A 16420-nucleotide genomic window follows, 5' to 3' on the forward strand; every position below is an offset into this window, starting at 1 on the left:
CGCTGGGGCGCAACGGGAGGCGCTCATGATCCTCGAACAGATCACGGTCGGCGGCTGCAAGTCGTACCTGCTCGGCTGCGAGCAGACCCGGGCGGCGATCGTCATCGACCCCGAACTCAGCCAGGTCGACACCTATCGGGGACTGGCGATCCAGCATGGGTTGCGGGTCCACTACATCGTCGACACCCACACTCACGCCGACCACTTCTCCGGCAGCCGCCAGCTCGCCGCCGCGCTCGGGGCCCGCGTGGTCATGCACGCGCTCAGCCCCGCGCCCTATCCCGACATGCGGCTGGAGGACGGCGAGACGCTCATCGCCGGAAGCCTCAAGCTGAAGGCCCTCCACACCCCCGGCCACACGCGGGATTCCATGTGCCTGGTCATGGACGACAAGGTGTTCACCGGCGACACCCTGCTGATCGGCGGCACCGGCCGCACCGACCTGCCGACCGGCGATCCCCACGCGCTGCATGAGAGCCTGTTCGACAAGCTGCTGCGCCTGGACCCGGCCCTGCTGGTCTATCCGGCCCACGACTACAAGGGCCGCTCGCACTCGACCCTCGGCGCGGAGATCGCCGAGAACCCCCGGCTGCAGGTCAAGGCCCGCGACGCCTTCGTCGAGATGATGCAGCACCTGGACCTGGCCGCGCCCACCCACCTCACCGAGGCGCTGCGCACCAATATGAGCGGCGGCAAGACCATCGCCGAACTGCTCTCGGACGCCGCCGCCAAGGTGCCCTTCATGTCGCTCTCCGAGGTGAACGACCGCATCGGCTCCAACAGCCGCGACCTGGTGGTCCTCGACATCCGAGAGAAGGACGCCTTCGAGAGCGGCCACATCGAGGGCGCGCGCAACGTGCCGCGCGGACAGCTGGAGCTGCGGGTCAACACCGAGCTCCCCGACCCCACCGTGCGCATCCTCACCTGCTGCGAGTTCGGCAAGATCTCGACCCTGGCCGCCGCCACCCTGCGCGAGCTGGGCTACACCCGCGCCGCGGCCATGGACGGCGGCATGAAGGCGTGGCGGGAGGCCGGCTACGCGGTGACGGACGCGACGTGAGGCGTCAGAACATCCCGTCCGGCGCCAGGGGCTTCTTGCGCCTGGGCCGCGCGCGCATCACCCCCGGATAGCCCTTGAGCGGCGACAGGGCCTCGCCCTCATAGGTCCAGTCCGCCTTTTCGTGCAGGTGCATGTGGTAGCGCGGCTCGCGGCCGGTGCGCGAGGCGAAGACCGCGCGCGGGATGTTGACCATCTTGGGCGAGCGGGCGCGTTCGTAGAGCATCGGCGTGCCGCATCGGGCGCAGAAGCTGCGGGCGGTCCCAGCGTCGGGGTCCTCGAACCGGGTGAGGCTGTCGGCCCCCTCCAGGATGCGGAACCGGCTACGCCAGCTCCCGACATAGGTGGCGTAGGCGCCGCCCTGGGCGTGGCGGCTGGCGGCGGAGTGGTCGTGCCAGGCCCAGACCGCCGGGACGTCGATTTCCAGCCGCACCGCCCCGCAGGCGCATCGGCCCTCCGCCTGCACGGCCGAGGCCTTGCCAGTTTTCGCAGAGCGCGCGGCCCTGTCCATGTTCGACCTCATCGCCATTCTGCGAAAACTAGACCCGCCCCGGCGGCTTCGGCGCCTTGGCGGCTTCCTCCACCAGCCAGTCGCGAAACGCCGCCACCGCCGGCCTCACCTCGCCCGACGGCGTCAGGAACCAGAACCGCGAGGGCGTGGCGGCGAACCCCAACGGCGCGGCCAGGCGACCGGCGGCGATGTCGCCGGCGACGTAGATCCACGGGCTCAGCCCCACGCCCATACCGGCGGCCGCCGCCTCCAGCACATAGAAGACGTGCTCGAACTCCTGCACCTCCGGGGCGCGCGGCAAGGTGATCCCGGAGTGGTTCTCCCACTCGATCCAGGCGGTCTGGCGCGTCCCGGTGGTGAGCCGCGTCAAACCCTCCAGCCCAGTCGGCCCGCCGCCCACCAGGTGCGGCGCGGTCACCGGTCCGGTGAAGTTCTCCAGGAAGGCCGTGGCGTGGGCGCCGGCGATCGGCGCGGTCTCGTTGACGCGGATCGCCGCGTCGAACCGCTCGCGAGCGAAGTCCACCGGGGCGTAGGACTCGGTCACCTTCACCCGCACGCCGGGATGGCGCGCGTGGAAGGCCGGCAGGCGCGGGATCAGCCAGCGGATCGCCAGGGTGCCCACGCAGGACAGGTGCAGCTCTTCATGCGCCGCCGACTTGATGTCGGTCAGGGTCCGCTCCACCTGATCGAAGGCGCCCGACAGCGCCGCGGCCAGCCGCTCGCCGGCCTCGGTGAGCTTGAGCCTGTGCCGGGGACCTTCGGTGAGATCCAGGCCCACCGCCTCCTCCAGGCTGCGGATCTGCCGGCTCACCGCCCCGTGGGTGACGCACAGCTCGTCGGCGGCCAGCGTCATGCGCCCTCGCCGGGCGAAGGCCTCGAAGGCGCGCAACGCGGTCAGCGGCGGTAGCGAACGCTTTTCCAGGACCCTGCCCCCAAAGAGCTTCATGTGATCTCAGCTCACAAGAGTATCGCGGTTATATCGTTTGGTGCAACGCAACATCTCGACCATCCTTCGGGCGTCGAAAGGCTTTCCAGATCAACGCCATGACAGATTTCGCCTTCGCTCCCGATCCCCCCTTCGCCCAGGACATGTCGTCGCCGCGCGCACCTCCCACGCGCTTCCGGCCCGCCGCGCCGGATCAGCCAGAGACCTGGCCGAGCCTGTTCGACATGTTCCTGGGCGAAACCTCGCGCAATCCGCTGGTCGGCTGGCCGAGGGAGACCTTCGACGTCCTCAACCGCAGGACCCGGGTGCTGCACCTGACCTATCACGGGGTCAGCGACCCCGAGGGGATCAAGCGGGTCTTCCTCGACAACGCCGCCAACTATCCCAAGCCCGGCCTGGTGCGCCGGATGGTCTATCCGGCCATCGGAGACGGCCTGTTTTCGGCCGGGGGCGAGTCCTGGCGCGACCAGCGCCGGCTGATGGCCCCGGTCTTCACGCCCGCCGCCCTCGAGGGCTTCAACCCCACCTTCGTCCGCGTCGCCAAACGCACCGCCGACCGCTGGGCGATGGGCTCCGTCGACCAGATCGACATCGCCGCCGAGGCCACCCGCACGACGTTCGAGATCATCGACGAGGCGCTGTTCTCGGGTGAGGCGGGCCTCGATTTCCGCGACACGGCTCCGCATCTGGACGCCCTGATCGCCGCCACCGCCGAGTACCGGCTGGGCATATTGTTCGGCATGCCCTGGCTGGACCGGAGCGCCGTCCAGCGTCGTGGCGCACGGGGCCGCAAGGTGCTGCTGGGCCAGCTCGCCGACTTCATCGCCCGGCGCCAGACCAATCCTGCGCACAGCGAAGACTTCATGACCCGGCTGCTGGACAGCTTCGCCCAGCATCACGAACCGAAGGCCGCCGCCAAGCTGGCCCTCGACAACGCCGCCACCTTCTTCGTCGCGGGGCACGAGACCACCGCCAACGGCCTGGCCTGGGCCGTCTACCTGCTCAGCCGCGATCCCCAGGCCCAGGCCTGGGCGCGCGAGGAGTCCAAGGCCGCCTGGGATGCGGGCGGTTCGCCGGCCGAGACCCTCGCCCGCCTGCCCTATCTGAAGATGGTCTGGGACGAGACCCTGCGCCTCTACCCGCCCGTGCCGCGCATGGACCGCCAGGCCCTGGAGGACGACGAGATCTGCGGCCAGCCTGTGCGCAAGGGCGAGATGGTCAGCGTCTGGCCCTGGGTGGTTCATCGCCACCGCAAGCTCTGGAACGAGCCCGAGCTGTTCAACCCCGAGAACTTCGACCCGGAAGCCAAGGCGCAGCACCACCGTTTCCAGTACCTCCCGTTCGGCGCCGGCCCGCGCATCTGCATCGGCATGGGGTTCGCCCAGGCCGAGGCCCTGCTGATCCTCTCCCACTGGCTGGCGCGGTTCCGCTTCCGCCCCGTCGAGGGCCACACGGTCATCCCCTTCGCCCACGCCACCCTCAAGCCGCTGGGCGGCCTGCCGATGATCGTCGAGCGGGTCTGACGGGTTCTGCGACCGGGAAGCGCTTGTCCCCTCCCCCCTTTGCGGGAGAATGACCCTAGCCGAACTCGATCTTGCGCAGAGTCTCGACCGCGCCGCCGTCGAAGCTCAACACCTCGATTGCAGTGATCGCACCCACCATGTCCACGCCCAGGCGGGCGATATTGGCCGCCAAGGCCACGGCCTGCGCGTGGTCGGGGAAGGCGGCGACCGTGACGTGCGGCAGGTACTCGATGTCCGTCCGTAGAGCCGGCGCGAGCACTCCGGCGTAAAGATGGTCATGCAGTCGCGCGATCTCCGCCCATCCAGCTGCTGGCGTGAGGAAGACATGACTGCGCTCGGCCTCGGTGTCGGGGACCGCCACGGCTGCGGTCAGCCGGATCGTGAACGGCGTCCAGCGCGCGGCCACCGTCTCGGCATGACGCACGGCCTCGGCCTGGTCGGTCGCTTCGGTCGGGAAAACCAGGGTGAAGTGCGGCGCGATCAACCCCGCCTGAGGGTCATTCCGCGCGCGCAATTCCGCCAATCGCTCGAGGTCGGACGGGGAGAATTCCGGAAAGGCGACGATCAGCAGGGTCATGTTCCAACCCATACTCGCTTCGGCCAGCGCGTGAAGCTTAACCGCGCCTCACGCGTTCCGGCTGCATGGACTGGTGGAATCCCGACCTCGCATGGCCTTTGGTGGGCGCGACGATCGCCGGCGGCCTGATCGGCTTCGAGCGGGAATATCGCGGTCGGCCCGCCGGCTTCCGCACCCACATCCTGGTCTGCCTGGCCTCGACCCTGCTGATGCTGGCTGCTGTCCACCAGGTGCGCTGGCTCAGCGACACACCGCACGACCTGATCCGCATCGACCCCGTGCGCATGGCCCATGGCGTGCTCACCGGGATCGGCTTCCTGTGCGGCGGGGTGATATTCCGCGAAGGTCCCACGGTCCACGGCCTGACCACCGCGGCCTCCCTCTGGATCACGTCGGCGCTCGGCGTCCTCTACGGCGTCGGCTTCTACGGTCTGGCCATCGGCGGCACCGTCCTGACCCTGGGCGTGCTGGCGGGATTGCGCTTCCTGGACATGCGCCTGCCGCATGTCAGCCACGTGGACGTGGCCATCCGCTATCGGCGCGACCAGGCGCCGGGCGAGGCCGCCTTCCGCGCCCTGATCGGGGAGTTCGGGCTGAAGGCCGAGGTGGTCCGCCAGCACCTCACCTCCGAGGGGGTGATGGAGCTGGCCGCCATCGTCAAGGGACCGCGTCCGGCGTCCACGGACCGCCTCGCCCAGCGCCTGAAGGCCGAGCCGGGGGTCATGGCCTTCGACATCGCGCCGCGCCACGAATGATCGGTCACGCGTGAGGGGCCGGAACTGCGGCGCCCGCGCGGTCGTTGTCTCTCCCGAAGCTGCAGGAGAACTCCAGGCCATGGTCGACCAAACGAGCACACAACACGCCACGCTGGCGGGGCCCGGCCCCGACTTCGACAAGTTCGAGGACGCCGCGGCCAAGATCCAGGCCGCCGAGCCGAAGTCCAAACGCGGCGCCGCCCTGAAGCAGGCCGCCGCACCCCTGGTGGGCGCGGCCACCGACCTCGCCCACGAGGCCAAGGTGGCGCTGGGCGAGCGGGCCAGCGTCCTGCAGGCCAAGGCCCAGGAAAGCTACGAGGTCGCGCGCCAGGAGGCCCGCAAGCGCCTGGGCGAGGCCGAGACCTTCGTCCACGATCGACCCTACGCCTCGCTGGCCATCGCCGCCTTCGCGGGGTTCCTGGTCGGCCACATCATCTCCAGCGCCAAGACCAACGTGGTCTATCTGCGCGACGACCACTGACGGCCGGCCGCCGAAGGCTGGGGTTCCGTCTTTTCGCGGCGGGGTGCTAAAGCCCCGCCATGAGCGCGACCCGTCTGTGGACCCTGTCCAACCACCACGCCGCCTTCCGGATCGGCGGGTGGGCTCATCTGCGCCACACGCCTGAGGGCCTGGCGGGCGCGGCCGGCGGGGCGCGGAGCATCACGCCTGAGCGCACGGTGCTGGCGGGCCTGGCCGCGGCGCTGAAGGACCTGCCCCCCGGCCCGGTGGTGATCCACGCCGACAGCCCCGTCGTGCTGGGCCCCATCCGCGCCGTGGTGCTGGGCGAGGCGGCCGAGCCGCCGGAGTCCGACCTCGACCTCTGGGCCCAGATCGGGGCGGCGCTGAAGGATCGGGCCGTCAGCTTCGTGCGGGTGGCCGTAGCGCCGAACACGCCCCAGGCGTTCGCCGCGGCCTGGGCGGAACTGGCCCGCGACAAGGCCAAGACGCTCGGCGCCTTCGCCTCGACCATCCCCAAGCCCAACCTCGGCAAGGTGCAGGGGCTCTAGCCTTAAGCCAAGGCTCGGGTAGGAATGGCGGCGTGAGCGATATCGCCGCCATCGCCGCGCGACTTGCGCCCTTCCGCCCGGCGGCCGGACCGTTCGTGGTCGGGGTCACCGGCTCGGTGGCGGTGGGCAAGAGCACCTTCGCCCAGGCGCTGAAGGCCGCCTTCGAGGCCGTCGGCGACCAGGTCGAGCTCACCTGCACCGACGGGTTCCTGCATTCGAACGCGCGGCTGGAGGAACTGGGCCTCACCGCCCAGAAGGGCTTCCCGGCCAGCTATGATCACGACGCCCTGCGCGCGGCGCTGGAAGGCGTGCGCGCCGGGCCGACCCGCTTCCCGGGCTACAGCCACGTGACCTATGAGGTGGACGAGGCGCTGGCCCGCACGCTCGCCCCGCCCGGGGTGCTGATCATCGAGGGCCTGACCCTGCGCCACCCGCTCACCGGGCCGCCGGGCCTGCTGGACGCGCTGGTCTATCTCGAGGCCGACGAGGCCGACCTGGCGCACTGGTTCGTCGCCCGCTTCATGGGGCTGTGGGAGGCCGCCGAGCACGATCCCGGCTCGTTCTACGCCCGCTTCCGGTCCATGAGCGCGCCCGAGGCGGAGGCCTTCGGCAAGATGGTCTGGGAACGGATCAACCTGCCCAACCTGCGCGACCACATCGCGCCGGCCCGCGCCTTCGCCGACCTGGTGGTGCGCAAGGCGGCCGACCACGCCATCGCCCGCGTAGAGGCGGCGAACGTCTGAGACGCCGCCCCGCCGCCTCGCTATCCTGACCCGAACCTCGAACGGAACCGCCCTTGGCCGACGCTGTCCTTCCCGCCGCCGACCGGCCGCCGATCAGCCCCAACGCGCTCGTCCTGCTGGCCGCCTGGGTCGCCAGCGGGGTGGCCCTGGCCCTGCTGCCCCAGGCCGCGGGCCCGCTGACCTTCGCCTTCGTGATCCTGGGCTGGATCGCCGCGGTGGTGATCCATGAGTTCGCCCACGCCTTCACCGCCCACAAGGCCGGCGACCCGACCATCGTGGAGAAGGGCTACCTGACCCTCGACCCGCTGAAATACGCCGACCTCGGGACGTCCATCGTCATCCCGGTGATCGCCCTGGTGCTGGGCGGCATCGGCTTCCCCGGCGGGGCGGTCTATCTGCGCGAGGACATGATGCGCAACCGGGCCTGGCGCTCGGCCGCCAGCCTGGCGGGCCCGGCGGGGACCTTCGTGGTGCTGCTGGCCCTGGTCGCCGCCATCGGCCTGCTGCGCGGCGTGCTGCCGGCGGCCAATCCCCTGGTCCCGGCCCTGGGCTTCCTGGCCTTCCTGCAGGCCACCGCCCTGGTGCTGAACCTGCTGCCGGTCCCGGGGCTGGACGGCTATGGCGTGCTGCGGCCCTGGCTGCCGAAGGGCGTGCGCGACCGCCTGGCGCCCCTCGAGGCCATCGCCATGCTGGCCCTGCTCGCCCTGCTGTTCTTCGCGCCCCTGGCGACGCGGCTGTTCTTCGGCCTGGCGCTGGCGATCACCGACCTGCTGGCCCTGCCCCGCGAGCTGATCCAGGTCGGTTGGGACGCCTTCAAGTTCTGGAGCTAGAGCGTGACAGCCTGAAGTGGATACCGGTTCAGGCGCCCGTCACGCTCTAAGATTTTGAAGTTAGACCCTTTTTATCCGATCAGATGATTCCATCTGAATCGGAAAGGGTCTAGGCGCGGGCCACCCACGATAGTCTCCCCGATCCCCGGCGCCCCGCCCTCGAATCCCATCGCTTGACACGTGACCAAAAGGTCACCTATGGTCTGACGGTGACCGACGACGACCTGGTTTTCAAGGCGCTATCCGATGCGACGAGGCGGTTCCTCCTCGACCTCCTCTTCGCCCGCGACGGACGCACGCTCTCGGAGCTGGAGGCCGAGGTGGCGATGACCCGCTTCGGCGTCATGAAGCACCTGCGCCTGCTCGAAGACGCCGGTCTGGTGGTCACGCGCCGTTCGGGCCGCGAGAAGCTGCACTTCCTCAACCCCGTGCCCATCCGCCTGATCCACGACCGTTGGATCGGCAAGTACGCCGAGCGCCCGCTTGCGGCGCTCACCGACCTGAAAGCTGACTTGGAGAACAAGCCATGACCCAGACCGCGACCATTCAGACCCCAACGACCCAGACCGCCACCACCCAGATCTTCGAGATCTACATCAAGGCCGATCCCCAGAAGATCTGGGACGCCATCACCGATCCGGCCTGGACGGCCAGGTACGGCTACCAGGGCCGCGCCGAGTTCGACCTGCGCGCCGGCGGCGTCGCCCGCCACCACGCCAACGCCCAGATGCGCCAGATGGGCCTGCCCGAGGTGATCATCGACGGGGAGGTGCTGGAGTCCGCACCGCCGCACCGCCTGGTCACCACCTACCGCTGGCTGTTCAGCGAGGAGAACAAGGCCGAGGGCTTCACGCGCGTCACCTGGGAGATCGTCGTCACGACCGCGGGCTTCTGCAAGCTGACCGTGACCCACGACCTGGCCGGCGCCCCGATGATGGCCCGCGCGATCAGCAGCGACTTCTCCGAACAGGGCGGCGGCGGCTGGAGCTGGATCCTCAGCGACCTGAAGTCCCTCCTGGAAACCGGCGCCACCTTGCGCGGCTAGGCTGAACCGGCCCGCCGCTCGACAATGACATTGATCGGCGGGTCTGGTCGGTCGTCGGGGTCCCAGGCCTTGGCCGACAGCACCGCCACCCGGTGGCGCACCCGCTTCAAGGCCGCCCGCATGTACGAGGCGTCCCCGGACGCGATGACCAGGTCGGTGATCTGGTCGTACAGCCGGTCGGCCTGCAGCCGCCGGGTGATCCCATAGTCCGCCGCGAAGGCCGGATAGCGATGCAGCCAGTTATAGACCGTGGCGATGGACGGCATGCCAGGGTCGCGGCAGATGGCCGCCAGGCTGCGGCCCCGGATGAGCTCCATGCAGACCGCATCGGCCCGGGCCTCCGAATAGGTGCTGACCGAACCTGGATGATTGCGCTTCTTCACCTTGGGCGGCTTGGCCGCGCGCCGCGCCTGCAAGGCCTCGGCGGCCCGGCGCCGCGCCGCTTGCCGCGCGGCATGGAAGCCCAGGCCGAACGCCATGTCCCGCTCGGCCCAGCGATAGACCGTCGGCGGCGTCGGCATCCCCGGCGTCCGGCAGATGGCGTGCAGGCTCTCGCCCATCCCCATCCGCCGCAACACCTCGGCCTGCAGTTCCTCGGTGAACCCGCTGGTGAAATCGGGCGTCACGCCCGGCGTGGGAGGAGACCAATCGGCGAGCGCCATGACGATGGAGCTTAGCTCGAACCTCACGAATGAACAAGAACAAAATGGGAACATCCAGTTCCTTCTCCCCTTGCGGGAGAAGGTGGCCTTGCGGAGCAAGGTCGGATGAGGGGTCTCTCAGAACTTTCCGGCTAGATCGGCGAGGCCAAGTCGAACCACACGAAAAACACGAACGGAGCCGAACTCGACGGGCCGTGAAGCGGCACGTTCGCGCTTTTCGTGTGGTTCGTGGTTCCTGTCTTTTGGAGGTAGCGGCTGCGCCGCCGCCAATCGGATAGGGCTTATCCAACCGCTCTCCGTGCGGCCCCTACCCGTCCATCAGCACGATATCCCAGCGGTACTTGCCCGCCCCGGCCGCGGCGGCGACCGAGGTGCCGGCCTCGCCGCCCAGCCCTTTGTAGAGCTGGTCCTTGACGTTGAGCGCGCCTTCCTCGGGGAAGTACATCTGGGCGTTCAGCCGGTGGCTGGCGCCGCGCACGTCGAAATGGATGTGCGGGGTCCGCAAGCCGATCGGCGAGTCATAGGCCGCCGGCTTGATGGTGGTGATCCGCCAGGCCCCGTCCTTGTCGGTGTGCAGGTTGGCGAAGCCCTGGAAGTCGGGATCGAGCGGCGCCTTGCTGATGTCGTTGGGGTGGGCGTAGCGCCCCGCGGCGTTGGCCTGCCAGATCTCCAGCGTGGCGTTGCTCATCGGCTTGCCGTGGCGGTCCAGCACCCGGCCGGAGACCTCGATCACCTCCCCCAGCGCCCGCTGCTTGTGACCCTTCAGCCAGACCAGGTCGGCGTCGGCCTCGGCCAGGTGGCTCACCGGATAGAACGGCCCCATGGGCGACTCCGCCGTGCCCGCCAGCGGCGGCAGGGCCTGTCGCCCCTGCGCCCCTCGCACTCCGGCCAACAACGCGGCGCCCGCCAGCGCGCTCAAGGCGAAACCACGACGCGAAACAATGAGACTGGTCATCCACACCTCCCCGTTCGGCTTGAGGAGGATTGGATACCCATGGTCGCCCAAGTCCATCGGAAACTGTTCAACTTTCCCCGGACGCCGAGGGGGCGGCGCCCCCCTCGCCCTGAGGCTGCGCCGCCCCACGAAATGCAGCCCCAAGGGAGTCGCGCAACCAATTATGTTCTGCTTTTGTTCTACTCCAACAGACAGGAGCACCCATGACCAAGGTCGGCTATCCCGGCGTCCGCGACGCCAAGGCGGCGTTCGAGGCCCTGCGCGACTATCGCGACGCCCTCATCAAGATGCAGATCAAGTGCCGGCCCACCAGCGCCGACTACCTGGTGCTGCTGGCCGCCAAGCAGGCGCTGGACACCGCGGCGTTCCACTTCACCCGCAACCCGGCCTTCTTCAGCGGCGAGCCCCACGGATGACCCTGCGTCCCCTCCCCGGCCTCCAGGCCGCGCGGCTGGAGGACGCCCCCCGCTATCCCGGCTGCGTCCTGCGCCTCGCCTGCCGGGCCTGCGGCTGGGAGCGGGGCTACGACGTCGGCAAGATCATCAACCGCCTCCACCACCTCCGCGACGGCGGCTTCACGACCCCGGTGGCCGACGTGGCGCGGTCGGTGAAGCGGCCGTGTCCGAAGTGCAAGGGCAAGGACTGGGTGACCGAGTTCGCCTACCCGGAGCGCCTGGACGAACGCGAGGCGAAGCGGCTGGCGGGGCGGTATCGGAATTAGGGGGTTCATTTCAACGGACACGTGGACAAGTCGGACATCCATCCGCCAACGCGGCTGGCAGTTTTCGCGTCACGCGATCTATCATTCAACAATACAGAGGTTATAGTCGAATCCGAACTCTATAATTGATGCAATAGATTTGAGGCTGTCGCTCAAATGAATAGCACCGTTTTTGATGATCCTGAAGAGATCACGTATCAGAAACTATTCTTTCCTCATGCAATCTCACGACTTTCCGAAATCACCGCGCGATCAGGTCGATTTGTGCATTACACATCGTCGGAAGTCGCGATGAACATCATTCGGAACCGTAATATCTGGATGCGCAATGCCACGACCATGAATGACTTTTCCGAGATCGAGCATGGCTTCAAGTGTCTCCTACACGCATGGTCAGCACATGCTGGAGGCCAGCGTTTCAAAGCACTTCTCAACCAAGTTGACCCAACTCTGGCCAACAGGGTCCAGGCGCGATTCGACCAAGGCCTTCCGGACATCAGGACAAGCACTTTCATAACTTGCCTGTCGGAACACTTGGACGCGGAAGACGAGAATGGGCGTTTATCGATGTGGCGGGCCTACGGTGGCCGAAGCGGCGTTGCTATGGTCTTGCGACTCGAGCCCTTTCTGCAAAGCACTGACGCCCTAAATTTCTACTCAAGTCCCGTCGCTTACATGTCTCCAGACCAATTCTCTCAAGCATTCGAAGAAATGGTAAGCGGAATGGAGCGTGAACACGAATATTTGAGACACAAAGGTCCGGAATTTATTATTGAAGCAACATTTAATATGTTTCGATTTGCCGTTCTCTGCACAAAACATCCTGGATTTGCGGAAGAAAAGGAATGGCGGATCATATATTCTCCCGCAATAGCTATGTCAGATGTAATAGAAACCGAAATCTGTTCAATTCGAGGAATTCCCCAGATAATACATAAGATACCACTCATTCATGATCCTGAACGTGGTCTCTATGGAGCTACAATTCCCCGCATTCTAGATCGCCTTATCATCGGGCCAACAGAAGATCGTCTGGCCATATATCAAGCGCTCATCGCCTTGTTAACAGAAGCTGGCGTCGACAACGCATTTCAGCGGGTCGTTGCTTCCGGTATCCCGCTTCGTCATTGAAGTAGGAGGCATACTGATTTTGATGCTCATTGTCACATGCGCGTGAAGGCGCCGCTGGATCGCGCCTTGAAAACCAAGGCACTTCAATCCCCGGCGAAGCGCGTTAACCTTTGGGTAACGAAAAACAGAAGGGGAGAACCCCTTCGACCCGTTGACGAGTCATTAGCCAGTGTGGCCCCATACAGAGGGTGTAGGGCAGCACTCCCCCACAACATCTAGGGGAGGCCCACACAGATAGCGGCAGGGACCGCCCGTCTGATCAACAATGACGGCCCCCGCCTGCTCCGCCGACCCCTTCCATAAGGGTTGGGTCAGGAACGAAGCCCTCGGGGGTCCAACCCCGGGGGCTTTCGTGCTTTTGAGGTTCCGCGAATTCGCGGAACTCTGCAAGCCCAGCGAGTTCGTTTCACGCGCTGAGCCGCTGAAATGCCTGTGAACAGAACTGACGGAGAAGCGTGACTGGACGGTTAAGAAGTTCTCGGAATTCTATGGCATGCGGCACCCACCTACCGTTCCATCATCTCGCCCAATGCCGCGCAACCGCTCGGCCTCGCCTGCGCCGCAGGGGCTCGCGGTGGAGAGGTCGCGGCGTCGCACGATGGGCCATTTCGGGGGCCATTTCGGGGACACTATACTTATTTCGCATCCTGCCGCTTCGGTCCCGGCTTCTCGTATGCCCACGGTCCGCCCAGACATTTCCTAAAGCCGGGGAACAAGGTCGACTCAACACCCACTTCCCAACCTGGCCCGGACAACCCGACGCCCAACGTCACACGGCGGCGTCTGTTGAGATAGCCCGGCCGATCTCCACCGCCATCGCCCCATAGTCACCCCGGTGAGCCGCGCGGGCCGCCTCGATCCAGCGCATCCTGTCCAACCGCCTCAGGTCCACCATATGACCTGCTTGCTCGCCAAGCTGGCGCAGCTGCCCTCGCTGACCCGTTGCGTGACAAGCCGACGCTCCATCACATCGAGCTGCGCCGCATCCCGGACGCCGAGCTTGTTCCGAAGGATATCGCTCCCTGGATGGAGGTCGGGATCGGCGCTCACTCGGCGGCGAGGCGGTTCGCCTGGGCGAGGATGTAGGCGCGTCGCCGATCATGGGACCAGCGCTCGCGCTCGAACATTTCGAACATCTCGACATCGTCCGCCGTCAGCGGATTGCCTTCGATCGCCTGGAGATTCGCCGCGGCCAGACGGCGCAGGTTGGCTACCGCGACCTCTTCAGGGCTGAGCAGAGACGTCTGGGGCATGGGTCCATTCTATCACATGCGTCCTGAGGCGGCATCAGGATCGGCCCAGCGTCCCGCGATGACCTCAACGTTTGCTTAACCCCGCCGACCTCCTGTATCTCTCCGTGGAACAGATGACGAACGCGCCGATTCCCATGACCGCTTCCCTCCGCATCCTCGGCCTCGATCCCGGCCTGCGCCGCACGGGCTGGGGCGTGATCGCGGTGGAGGGGTCGCGGCTGATCCACGTGGCCCACGGGGTCATCGCGCCCAAGGACAGCCTGCCCTTCGCCGAGCGGCTGCTCTGCCTGTTCGACGCCATCTCCGAGGTGGTCGCCCTCCATGCGCCGCACGAGGCCGCGGTGGAGGAGACCTTCATGAACAACAACGCCGCCTCGGCGCTCAAGCTGGGCCACGCCCGGGCCATGGCCATGATCGTGCCGGCCCGCGCGGGCCTTCCCGTGGCCGAATACGCCGCCACCGTGGTCAAGAAGTCCGTGGTCGGGACCGGGGCGGCCGACAAGGACCAGGTGGGCTTCATGATCGCGCGCCTGCTGCCCACGGCGGGGAAGACCACCGCCGACGCCGCCGACGCGCTGGCCGTCGCCATCGCCCACGCCCACCACCGCCGGGTCCGCAACCTCGGGGCCGCCGCATGATCGGCCGGCTGCGCGGCCTGGTCGCCGAGGTCGGCGAGGAAGACGCCCTGATCGATGTGGCCGGGGTCGGCTACGTGGTTCGCTGCGGCTCGCGCACGCTCGGCCACCTGCCCGCCATGGGCGAGGAGGCGGTGCTGCACGTGGAGACCCAGTGGTCCGAGGCCAATGGCATGAAGCTCTACGGCTTCCTCGGCCGCGACGAACGCCGGGCCTTCGTCCTGCTGCAGGCCATCCAGGGGGTCGGGCCCAAGGCCGCGCTCTCCGTGCTGGACGTCCTGCCGCCCGCCGAGCTCGCCCAGGCCTGCGTCCGCGACGACAAGGCCGCCGTCGGCCGCGCCAACGGGGTGGGCCCCAAGCTCGCCCAGCGCATCGTCACCGAGCTGAAGGGCAAGCCGCTCACCGACGGCCCGGTGGCGGCCTTCCACGCCGGGGCGCTCTCGCCCGCGACGCCCGCCCCGCCGTCCGCCGCCGGCGAGGCGGTGGCCGCCCTGCTCGGTCTCGGCGTCGCCGAGGTCAATGCGCGGCGCGTGGTCGAACAGGCCCACCTGCGGCTCGGCGAAGACGCCACCATCCAGGCCCTGATCAAGGCCGGCCTCCAGGAGCTGGGCCGGTGAGGGCTGCTCCCGCTTTTTCCTCCCGCGTTTACGGGGGAGGGGGACCGCGAAGCGGTGGAGGGGGCGGCTTCAGGCTCTGCGCCCGGTCTCGCCCCCACCACCACGCCTACGGCGCGGTCCCCCTCCCCCGCTTCGCAGGGGCGGAAAAGATATGACCCGCATCGTCTCCAGCGAACCCCAGGCGCTGGACGCCCCGACCCACGACAAGGCCCTGCGCCCCCAGACCCTGGCCGAGTTCGTCGGCCAGGAGCAGGCCAAGGGCAATCTCAAGGTCTTCATCGAGGCGGCCAAGAGCCGTTCCGAGGCCCTGGACCACGTGCTGCTGTTCGGCCCGCCGGGCCTGGGCAAGACCACCCTCGCCCAGATCGTCGCCCGTGAGCTCGGCGTGAACTTCCGCGCCACCTCCGGCCCGGTCCTGGCCAAGGCCGGGGACCTGGCGGCCATCCTGACCAATCTCGAACCGCGCGACGTGCTGTTCATCGACGAGATCCACCGCCTGGCCGCCAATGTGGAGGAGATCCTCTATCCGGCCATGGAGGACCACGTGCTGGACCTGATGATCGGGGAGGGGCCCTCCGCCCGCTCGATCCGCATCGACCTGGCGCCCTTCACCCTGGTGGCGGCCACCACCCGCGCGGGCCTGCTGGCCACCCCCCTGCGCGACCGGTTCGGCATCCCCCTGCGCCTGGAGTTCTACACCCACGGCGAGCTGCAGAAGGTGCTGGCCCAGGCGGCGCTGAAGATGGGCCTCTCGCTGGCCCCCGATGGCGCGGCCGAGATCGCCGCCCGGGCGCGAGGCACGCCCCGCGTCGCCGGCCGCCTGCTGCGCCGGGTCCGCGACTTCGCCGCCGCCGATGGCGTCGAGGTGATCGACGGCAAGGCCGCGGCCCGCGCGCTCGCCCGCCTCGACGTCGATCCCGCCGGCCTCGACGCGCTGGACCGCCGCTACCTCACCGCCCTGATCGACAACTATGGCGGCGGCCCGGCCGGGGTGGAGACGCTTGCCTATGCGATCGCCGAGGCCCGCGACGCGGTGGAGGACGTGATCGAGCCCTTCCTGCTGCAGCAGGGCTTCATCCAGCGCACCCCGCGCGGCCGCATGGCCTGCTCCAAGGCCTACGGCCACCTCGGCCTCACCCCCCCGCCCCAGATCCAGGCCGGGGGCCAGGCGACGCTGTTCGAGGACGAATAACCCCACCCAGATGCTCCCCCTCTGGGGGAGCTGTCCGCCGAATGGCGGACTGAGGGGGACTTTGACTCTTGTTGGCGGGCTGCGCCCCCCTCCGTCACGTCGCCGATAGAGGCGACGCGCCACCTCGTGTATTTGGCTTGCGCTAGATTTGCAGAGCGGCCGGCCGAGGCGCTCATCACGCCAGCGGCCGGCCGCCGCACCGTCGAGACCGTCGCCACCTAGGTTCACAGCCCGTGGGGGAGCTTGGGTCCGGCGGGGC

Annotated in this window: 21 protein-coding genes; 15 read left to right on the top strand and 6 right to left on the bottom strand. The window is 68.1% G+C overall.

Going from position 1 to position 16420, the window contains the following annotated elements; genetic code table 11:
* Positions 1-25: 25 nt before the first annotated feature.
* Positions 26-1060, top strand: a complete 1035-nt coding sequence (locus tag Q8Q77_RS15630; protein WP_305584560.1) for an MBL fold metallo-hydrolase — start codon at positions 26-28, stop codon at positions 1058-1060.
* Positions 1061-1064: 4 nt separating this feature from the next.
* Here the strand turns inward: Q8Q77_RS15630 and Q8Q77_RS15635 are convergent, their stop codons facing one another.
* Together Q8Q77_RS15635 and Q8Q77_RS15640 are read right to left on the bottom strand one after the other, a co-directional pair.
* The gene (locus tag Q8Q77_RS15635) at positions 1065-1568 is read right to left on the bottom strand and encodes a GFA family protein (RefSeq protein ID WP_305584561.1); all 504 of its coding nucleotides are present in this window, start codon (positions 1566-1568) and stop codon (positions 1065-1067) included.
* A 28-nt stretch (positions 1569-1596) separates the two neighbouring features.
* The gene (locus Q8Q77_RS15640) at positions 1597-2514 is read right to left on the bottom strand and encodes a LysR substrate-binding domain-containing protein (RefSeq protein WP_305584562.1); all 918 of its coding nucleotides are present in this window, start codon (positions 2512-2514) and stop codon (positions 1597-1599) included.
* Between the two features lie 98 nt (positions 2515-2612).
* Between Q8Q77_RS15640 and Q8Q77_RS15645 the strand changes: the two genes are divergently transcribed.
* Positions 2613-4037 carry a cytochrome P450 gene (locus tag Q8Q77_RS15645; RefSeq protein WP_305584563.1) on the top strand — a complete coding sequence of 475 codons (1425 nt, stop codon included), beginning with the start codon at positions 2613-2615 and terminating at the stop codon, positions 4035-4037.
* 55 nt (positions 4038-4092) lie between these two features.
* On the opposite strand, the gene Q8Q77_RS15650 is transcribed toward Q8Q77_RS15645, so the two are convergent.
* Entirely contained in the window at positions 4093-4614 is a 522-nt protein-coding gene (locus Q8Q77_RS15650; RefSeq protein WP_305584564.1) for a 2'-5' RNA ligase family protein, read from the bottom strand.
* Positions 4615-4715: 101 nt separating this feature from the next.
* On the opposite strand from Q8Q77_RS15650, the gene Q8Q77_RS15655 reads away from it, so the two are divergent.
* From Q8Q77_RS15655 to Q8Q77_RS15685, 7 genes are all read left to right on the top strand, one after another.
* Positions 4716-5369, top strand: coding sequence for an MgtC/SapB family protein (locus Q8Q77_RS15655; protein WP_371130463.1), 654 nt, complete (start codon positions 4716-4718; stop codon positions 5367-5369).
* Positions 5370-5448: 79 nt separating this feature from the next.
* Complete coding sequence (locus Q8Q77_RS15660; protein WP_305584566.1) at positions 5449-5850, top strand: hypothetical protein; 402 nt, start codon at positions 5449-5451, stop codon at positions 5848-5850.
* Positions 5851-5909: 59 nt separating this feature from the next.
* Positions 5910-6377 (top strand): hypothetical protein, encoded by a 468-nt coding sequence (locus Q8Q77_RS15665; RefSeq protein WP_305584567.1) that lies wholly within the window; start codon positions 5910-5912, stop codon positions 6375-6377.
* A 32-nt stretch (positions 6378-6409) separates the two neighbouring features.
* Positions 6410-7120, top strand: coding sequence for a hypothetical protein (locus Q8Q77_RS15670; RefSeq protein WP_305584568.1), 711 nt, complete (start codon positions 6410-6412; stop codon positions 7118-7120).
* A 53-nt stretch (positions 7121-7173) separates the two neighbouring features.
* Entirely contained in the window at positions 7174-7950 is a 777-nt protein-coding gene (locus Q8Q77_RS15675) for a site-2 protease family protein (protein WP_305584569.1), read from the top strand.
* 173 nt (positions 7951-8123) lie between these two features.
* The gene (locus tag Q8Q77_RS15680) at positions 8124-8480 is read left to right on the top strand and encodes a helix-turn-helix transcriptional regulator (protein ID WP_305584570.1); all 357 of its coding nucleotides are present in this window, start codon (positions 8124-8126) and stop codon (positions 8478-8480) included.
* Complete coding sequence (locus Q8Q77_RS15685; RefSeq protein ID WP_305584571.1) at positions 8477-8995, top strand: SRPBCC domain-containing protein; 519 nt, start codon at positions 8477-8479, stop codon at positions 8993-8995. Before Q8Q77_RS15680 ends, Q8Q77_RS15685 begins: the two co-directional genes overlap by 4 nt.
* On the opposite strand, the gene Q8Q77_RS15690 is transcribed toward Q8Q77_RS15685, so the two are convergent.
* Entirely contained in the window at positions 8992-9657 is a 666-nt protein-coding gene (locus Q8Q77_RS15690) for a hypothetical protein (RefSeq protein ID WP_305584572.1), read from the bottom strand. The genes Q8Q77_RS15685 and Q8Q77_RS15690 overlap by 4 nt on opposite strands.
* A 307-nt stretch (positions 9658-9964) precedes the next feature.
* Positions 9965-10612 carry a protocatechuate 3,4-dioxygenase gene (locus Q8Q77_RS15695; RefSeq protein WP_305584573.1) on the bottom strand — a complete coding sequence of 216 codons (648 nt, stop codon included), beginning with the start codon at positions 10610-10612 and terminating at the stop codon, positions 9965-9967.
* Between the two features lie 203 nt (positions 10613-10815).
* Here Q8Q77_RS15695 and Q8Q77_RS15700 point away from each other — a divergent pair, with 203 nt between their 5' ends.
* From Q8Q77_RS15700 to Q8Q77_RS15710, 3 genes are all read left to right on the top strand, one after another.
* On the top strand, positions 10816-11028 hold the full coding sequence (locus Q8Q77_RS15700; protein ID WP_305584574.1) for a hypothetical protein: 213 nt from the start codon (positions 10816-10818) through the stop codon (positions 11026-11028).
* Positions 11025-11333, top strand: a complete 309-nt coding sequence (locus Q8Q77_RS15705; RefSeq protein ID WP_305584575.1) for a hypothetical protein — start codon at positions 11025-11027, stop codon at positions 11331-11333. Before Q8Q77_RS15700 ends, Q8Q77_RS15705 begins: the two co-directional genes overlap by 4 nt.
* Before the next feature lie 156 nt (positions 11334-11489).
* Complete coding sequence (locus Q8Q77_RS15710) at positions 11490-12464, top strand: DUF2971 domain-containing protein (RefSeq protein WP_305584576.1); 975 nt, start codon at positions 11490-11492, stop codon at positions 12462-12464.
* A 1046-nt stretch (positions 12465-13510) separates the two neighbouring features.
* Here the strand turns inward: Q8Q77_RS15710 and Q8Q77_RS15715 are convergent.
* Complete coding sequence (locus Q8Q77_RS15715) at positions 13511-13717, bottom strand: hypothetical protein (protein ID WP_305584577.1); 207 nt, start codon at positions 13715-13717, stop codon at positions 13511-13513.
* A gap of 134 nt (positions 13718-13851) precedes the next feature.
* On the opposite strand from Q8Q77_RS15715, the gene ruvC reads away from it, so the two are divergent.
* From ruvC to ruvB, 3 genes are all read left to right on the top strand, one after another.
* Positions 13852-14355 carry a crossover junction endodeoxyribonuclease RuvC gene (gene ruvC, locus Q8Q77_RS15720; protein WP_305584579.1) on the top strand — a complete coding sequence of 168 codons (504 nt, stop codon included), beginning with the start codon at positions 13852-13854 and terminating at the stop codon, positions 14353-14355.
* Positions 14352-14969 carry a Holliday junction branch migration protein RuvA gene (ruvA, locus tag Q8Q77_RS15725; RefSeq protein WP_305584580.1) on the top strand — a complete coding sequence of 206 codons (618 nt, stop codon included), beginning with the start codon at positions 14352-14354 and terminating at the stop codon, positions 14967-14969. The genes ruvC and ruvA overlap by 4 nt, the downstream gene beginning before the upstream one ends.
* A 151-nt stretch (positions 14970-15120) precedes the next feature.
* Positions 15121-16161 (top strand): Holliday junction branch migration DNA helicase RuvB, encoded by a 1041-nt coding sequence (ruvB, locus tag Q8Q77_RS15730; protein WP_305584581.1) that lies wholly within the window; start codon positions 15121-15123, stop codon positions 16159-16161.
* Positions 16162-16420: the final 259 nt, after the last annotated feature.

The organism is Phenylobacterium sp., from assembly GCF_030698145.1.
In the GTDB taxonomy this organism is placed as follows: domain Bacteria; phylum Pseudomonadota; class Alphaproteobacteria; order Caulobacterales; family Caulobacteraceae; genus Phenylobacterium.

Bases quoted from the DNA above. Each gene is read 5' to 3' on its own strand.
- ruvB (WP_305584581.1), top strand. From the start codon at position 15,121: ATGACCCGCATCGTCTCCAGCGAACCCCAGGCGCTGGACGCCCCGACC.
- Q8Q77_RS15705 (WP_305584575.1), top strand. From the start codon at position 11,025: ATGACCCTGCGTCCCCTCCCCGGCCTCCAGGCCGCGCGGCTGGAGGAC.
- Q8Q77_RS15695 (WP_305584573.1), bottom strand. From the start codon at position 10,612: ATGACCAGTCTCATTGTTTCGCGTCGTGGTTTCGCCTTGAGCGCGCTG.
- Q8Q77_RS15700 (WP_305584574.1), top strand. From the start codon at position 10,816: ATGACCAAGGTCGGCTATCCCGGCGTCCGCGACGCCAAGGCGGCGTTC.
- ruvA (WP_305584580.1), top strand. From the start codon at position 14,352: ATGATCGGCCGGCTGCGCGGCCTGGTCGCCGAGGTCGGCGAGGAAGAC.
- Q8Q77_RS15640 (WP_305584562.1), bottom strand. From the start codon at position 2,514: ATGAAGCTCTTTGGGGGCAGGGTCCTGGAAAAGCGTTCGCTACCGCCG.
- Q8Q77_RS15650 (WP_305584564.1), bottom strand. From the start codon at position 4,614: ATGACCCTGCTGATCGTCGCCTTTCCGGAATTCTCCCCGTCCGACCTC.
- Q8Q77_RS15690 (WP_305584572.1), bottom strand. From the start codon at position 9,657: ATGGCGCTCGCCGATTGGTCTCCTCCCACGCCGGGCGTGACGCCCGAT.
- Q8Q77_RS15710 (WP_305584576.1), top strand. From the start codon at position 11,490: ATGAATAGCACCGTTTTTGATGATCCTGAAGAGATCACGTATCAGAAA.
- Q8Q77_RS15660 (WP_305584566.1), top strand. From the start codon at position 5,449: ATGGTCGACCAAACGAGCACACAACACGCCACGCTGGCGGGGCCCGGC.
- Q8Q77_RS15715 (WP_305584577.1), bottom strand. From the start codon at position 13,717: ATGCCCCAGACGTCTCTGCTCAGCCCTGAAGAGGTCGCGGTAGCCAAC.
- Q8Q77_RS15685 (WP_305584571.1), top strand. From the start codon at position 8,477: ATGACCCAGACCGCGACCATTCAGACCCCAACGACCCAGACCGCCACC.
- Q8Q77_RS15645 (WP_305584563.1), top strand. From the start codon at position 2,613: ATGACAGATTTCGCCTTCGCTCCCGATCCCCCCTTCGCCCAGGACATG.
- ruvC (WP_305584579.1), top strand. From the start codon at position 13,852: ATGACCGCTTCCCTCCGCATCCTCGGCCTCGATCCCGGCCTGCGCCGC.
- Q8Q77_RS15635 (WP_305584561.1), bottom strand. From the start codon at position 1,568: ATGGACAGGGCCGCGCGCTCTGCGAAAACTGGCAAGGCCTCGGCCGTG.
- Q8Q77_RS15665 (WP_305584567.1), top strand. From the start codon at position 5,910: ATGAGCGCGACCCGTCTGTGGACCCTGTCCAACCACCACGCCGCCTTC.
- Q8Q77_RS15630 (WP_305584560.1), top strand. From the start codon at position 26: ATGATCCTCGAACAGATCACGGTCGGCGGCTGCAAGTCGTACCTGCTC.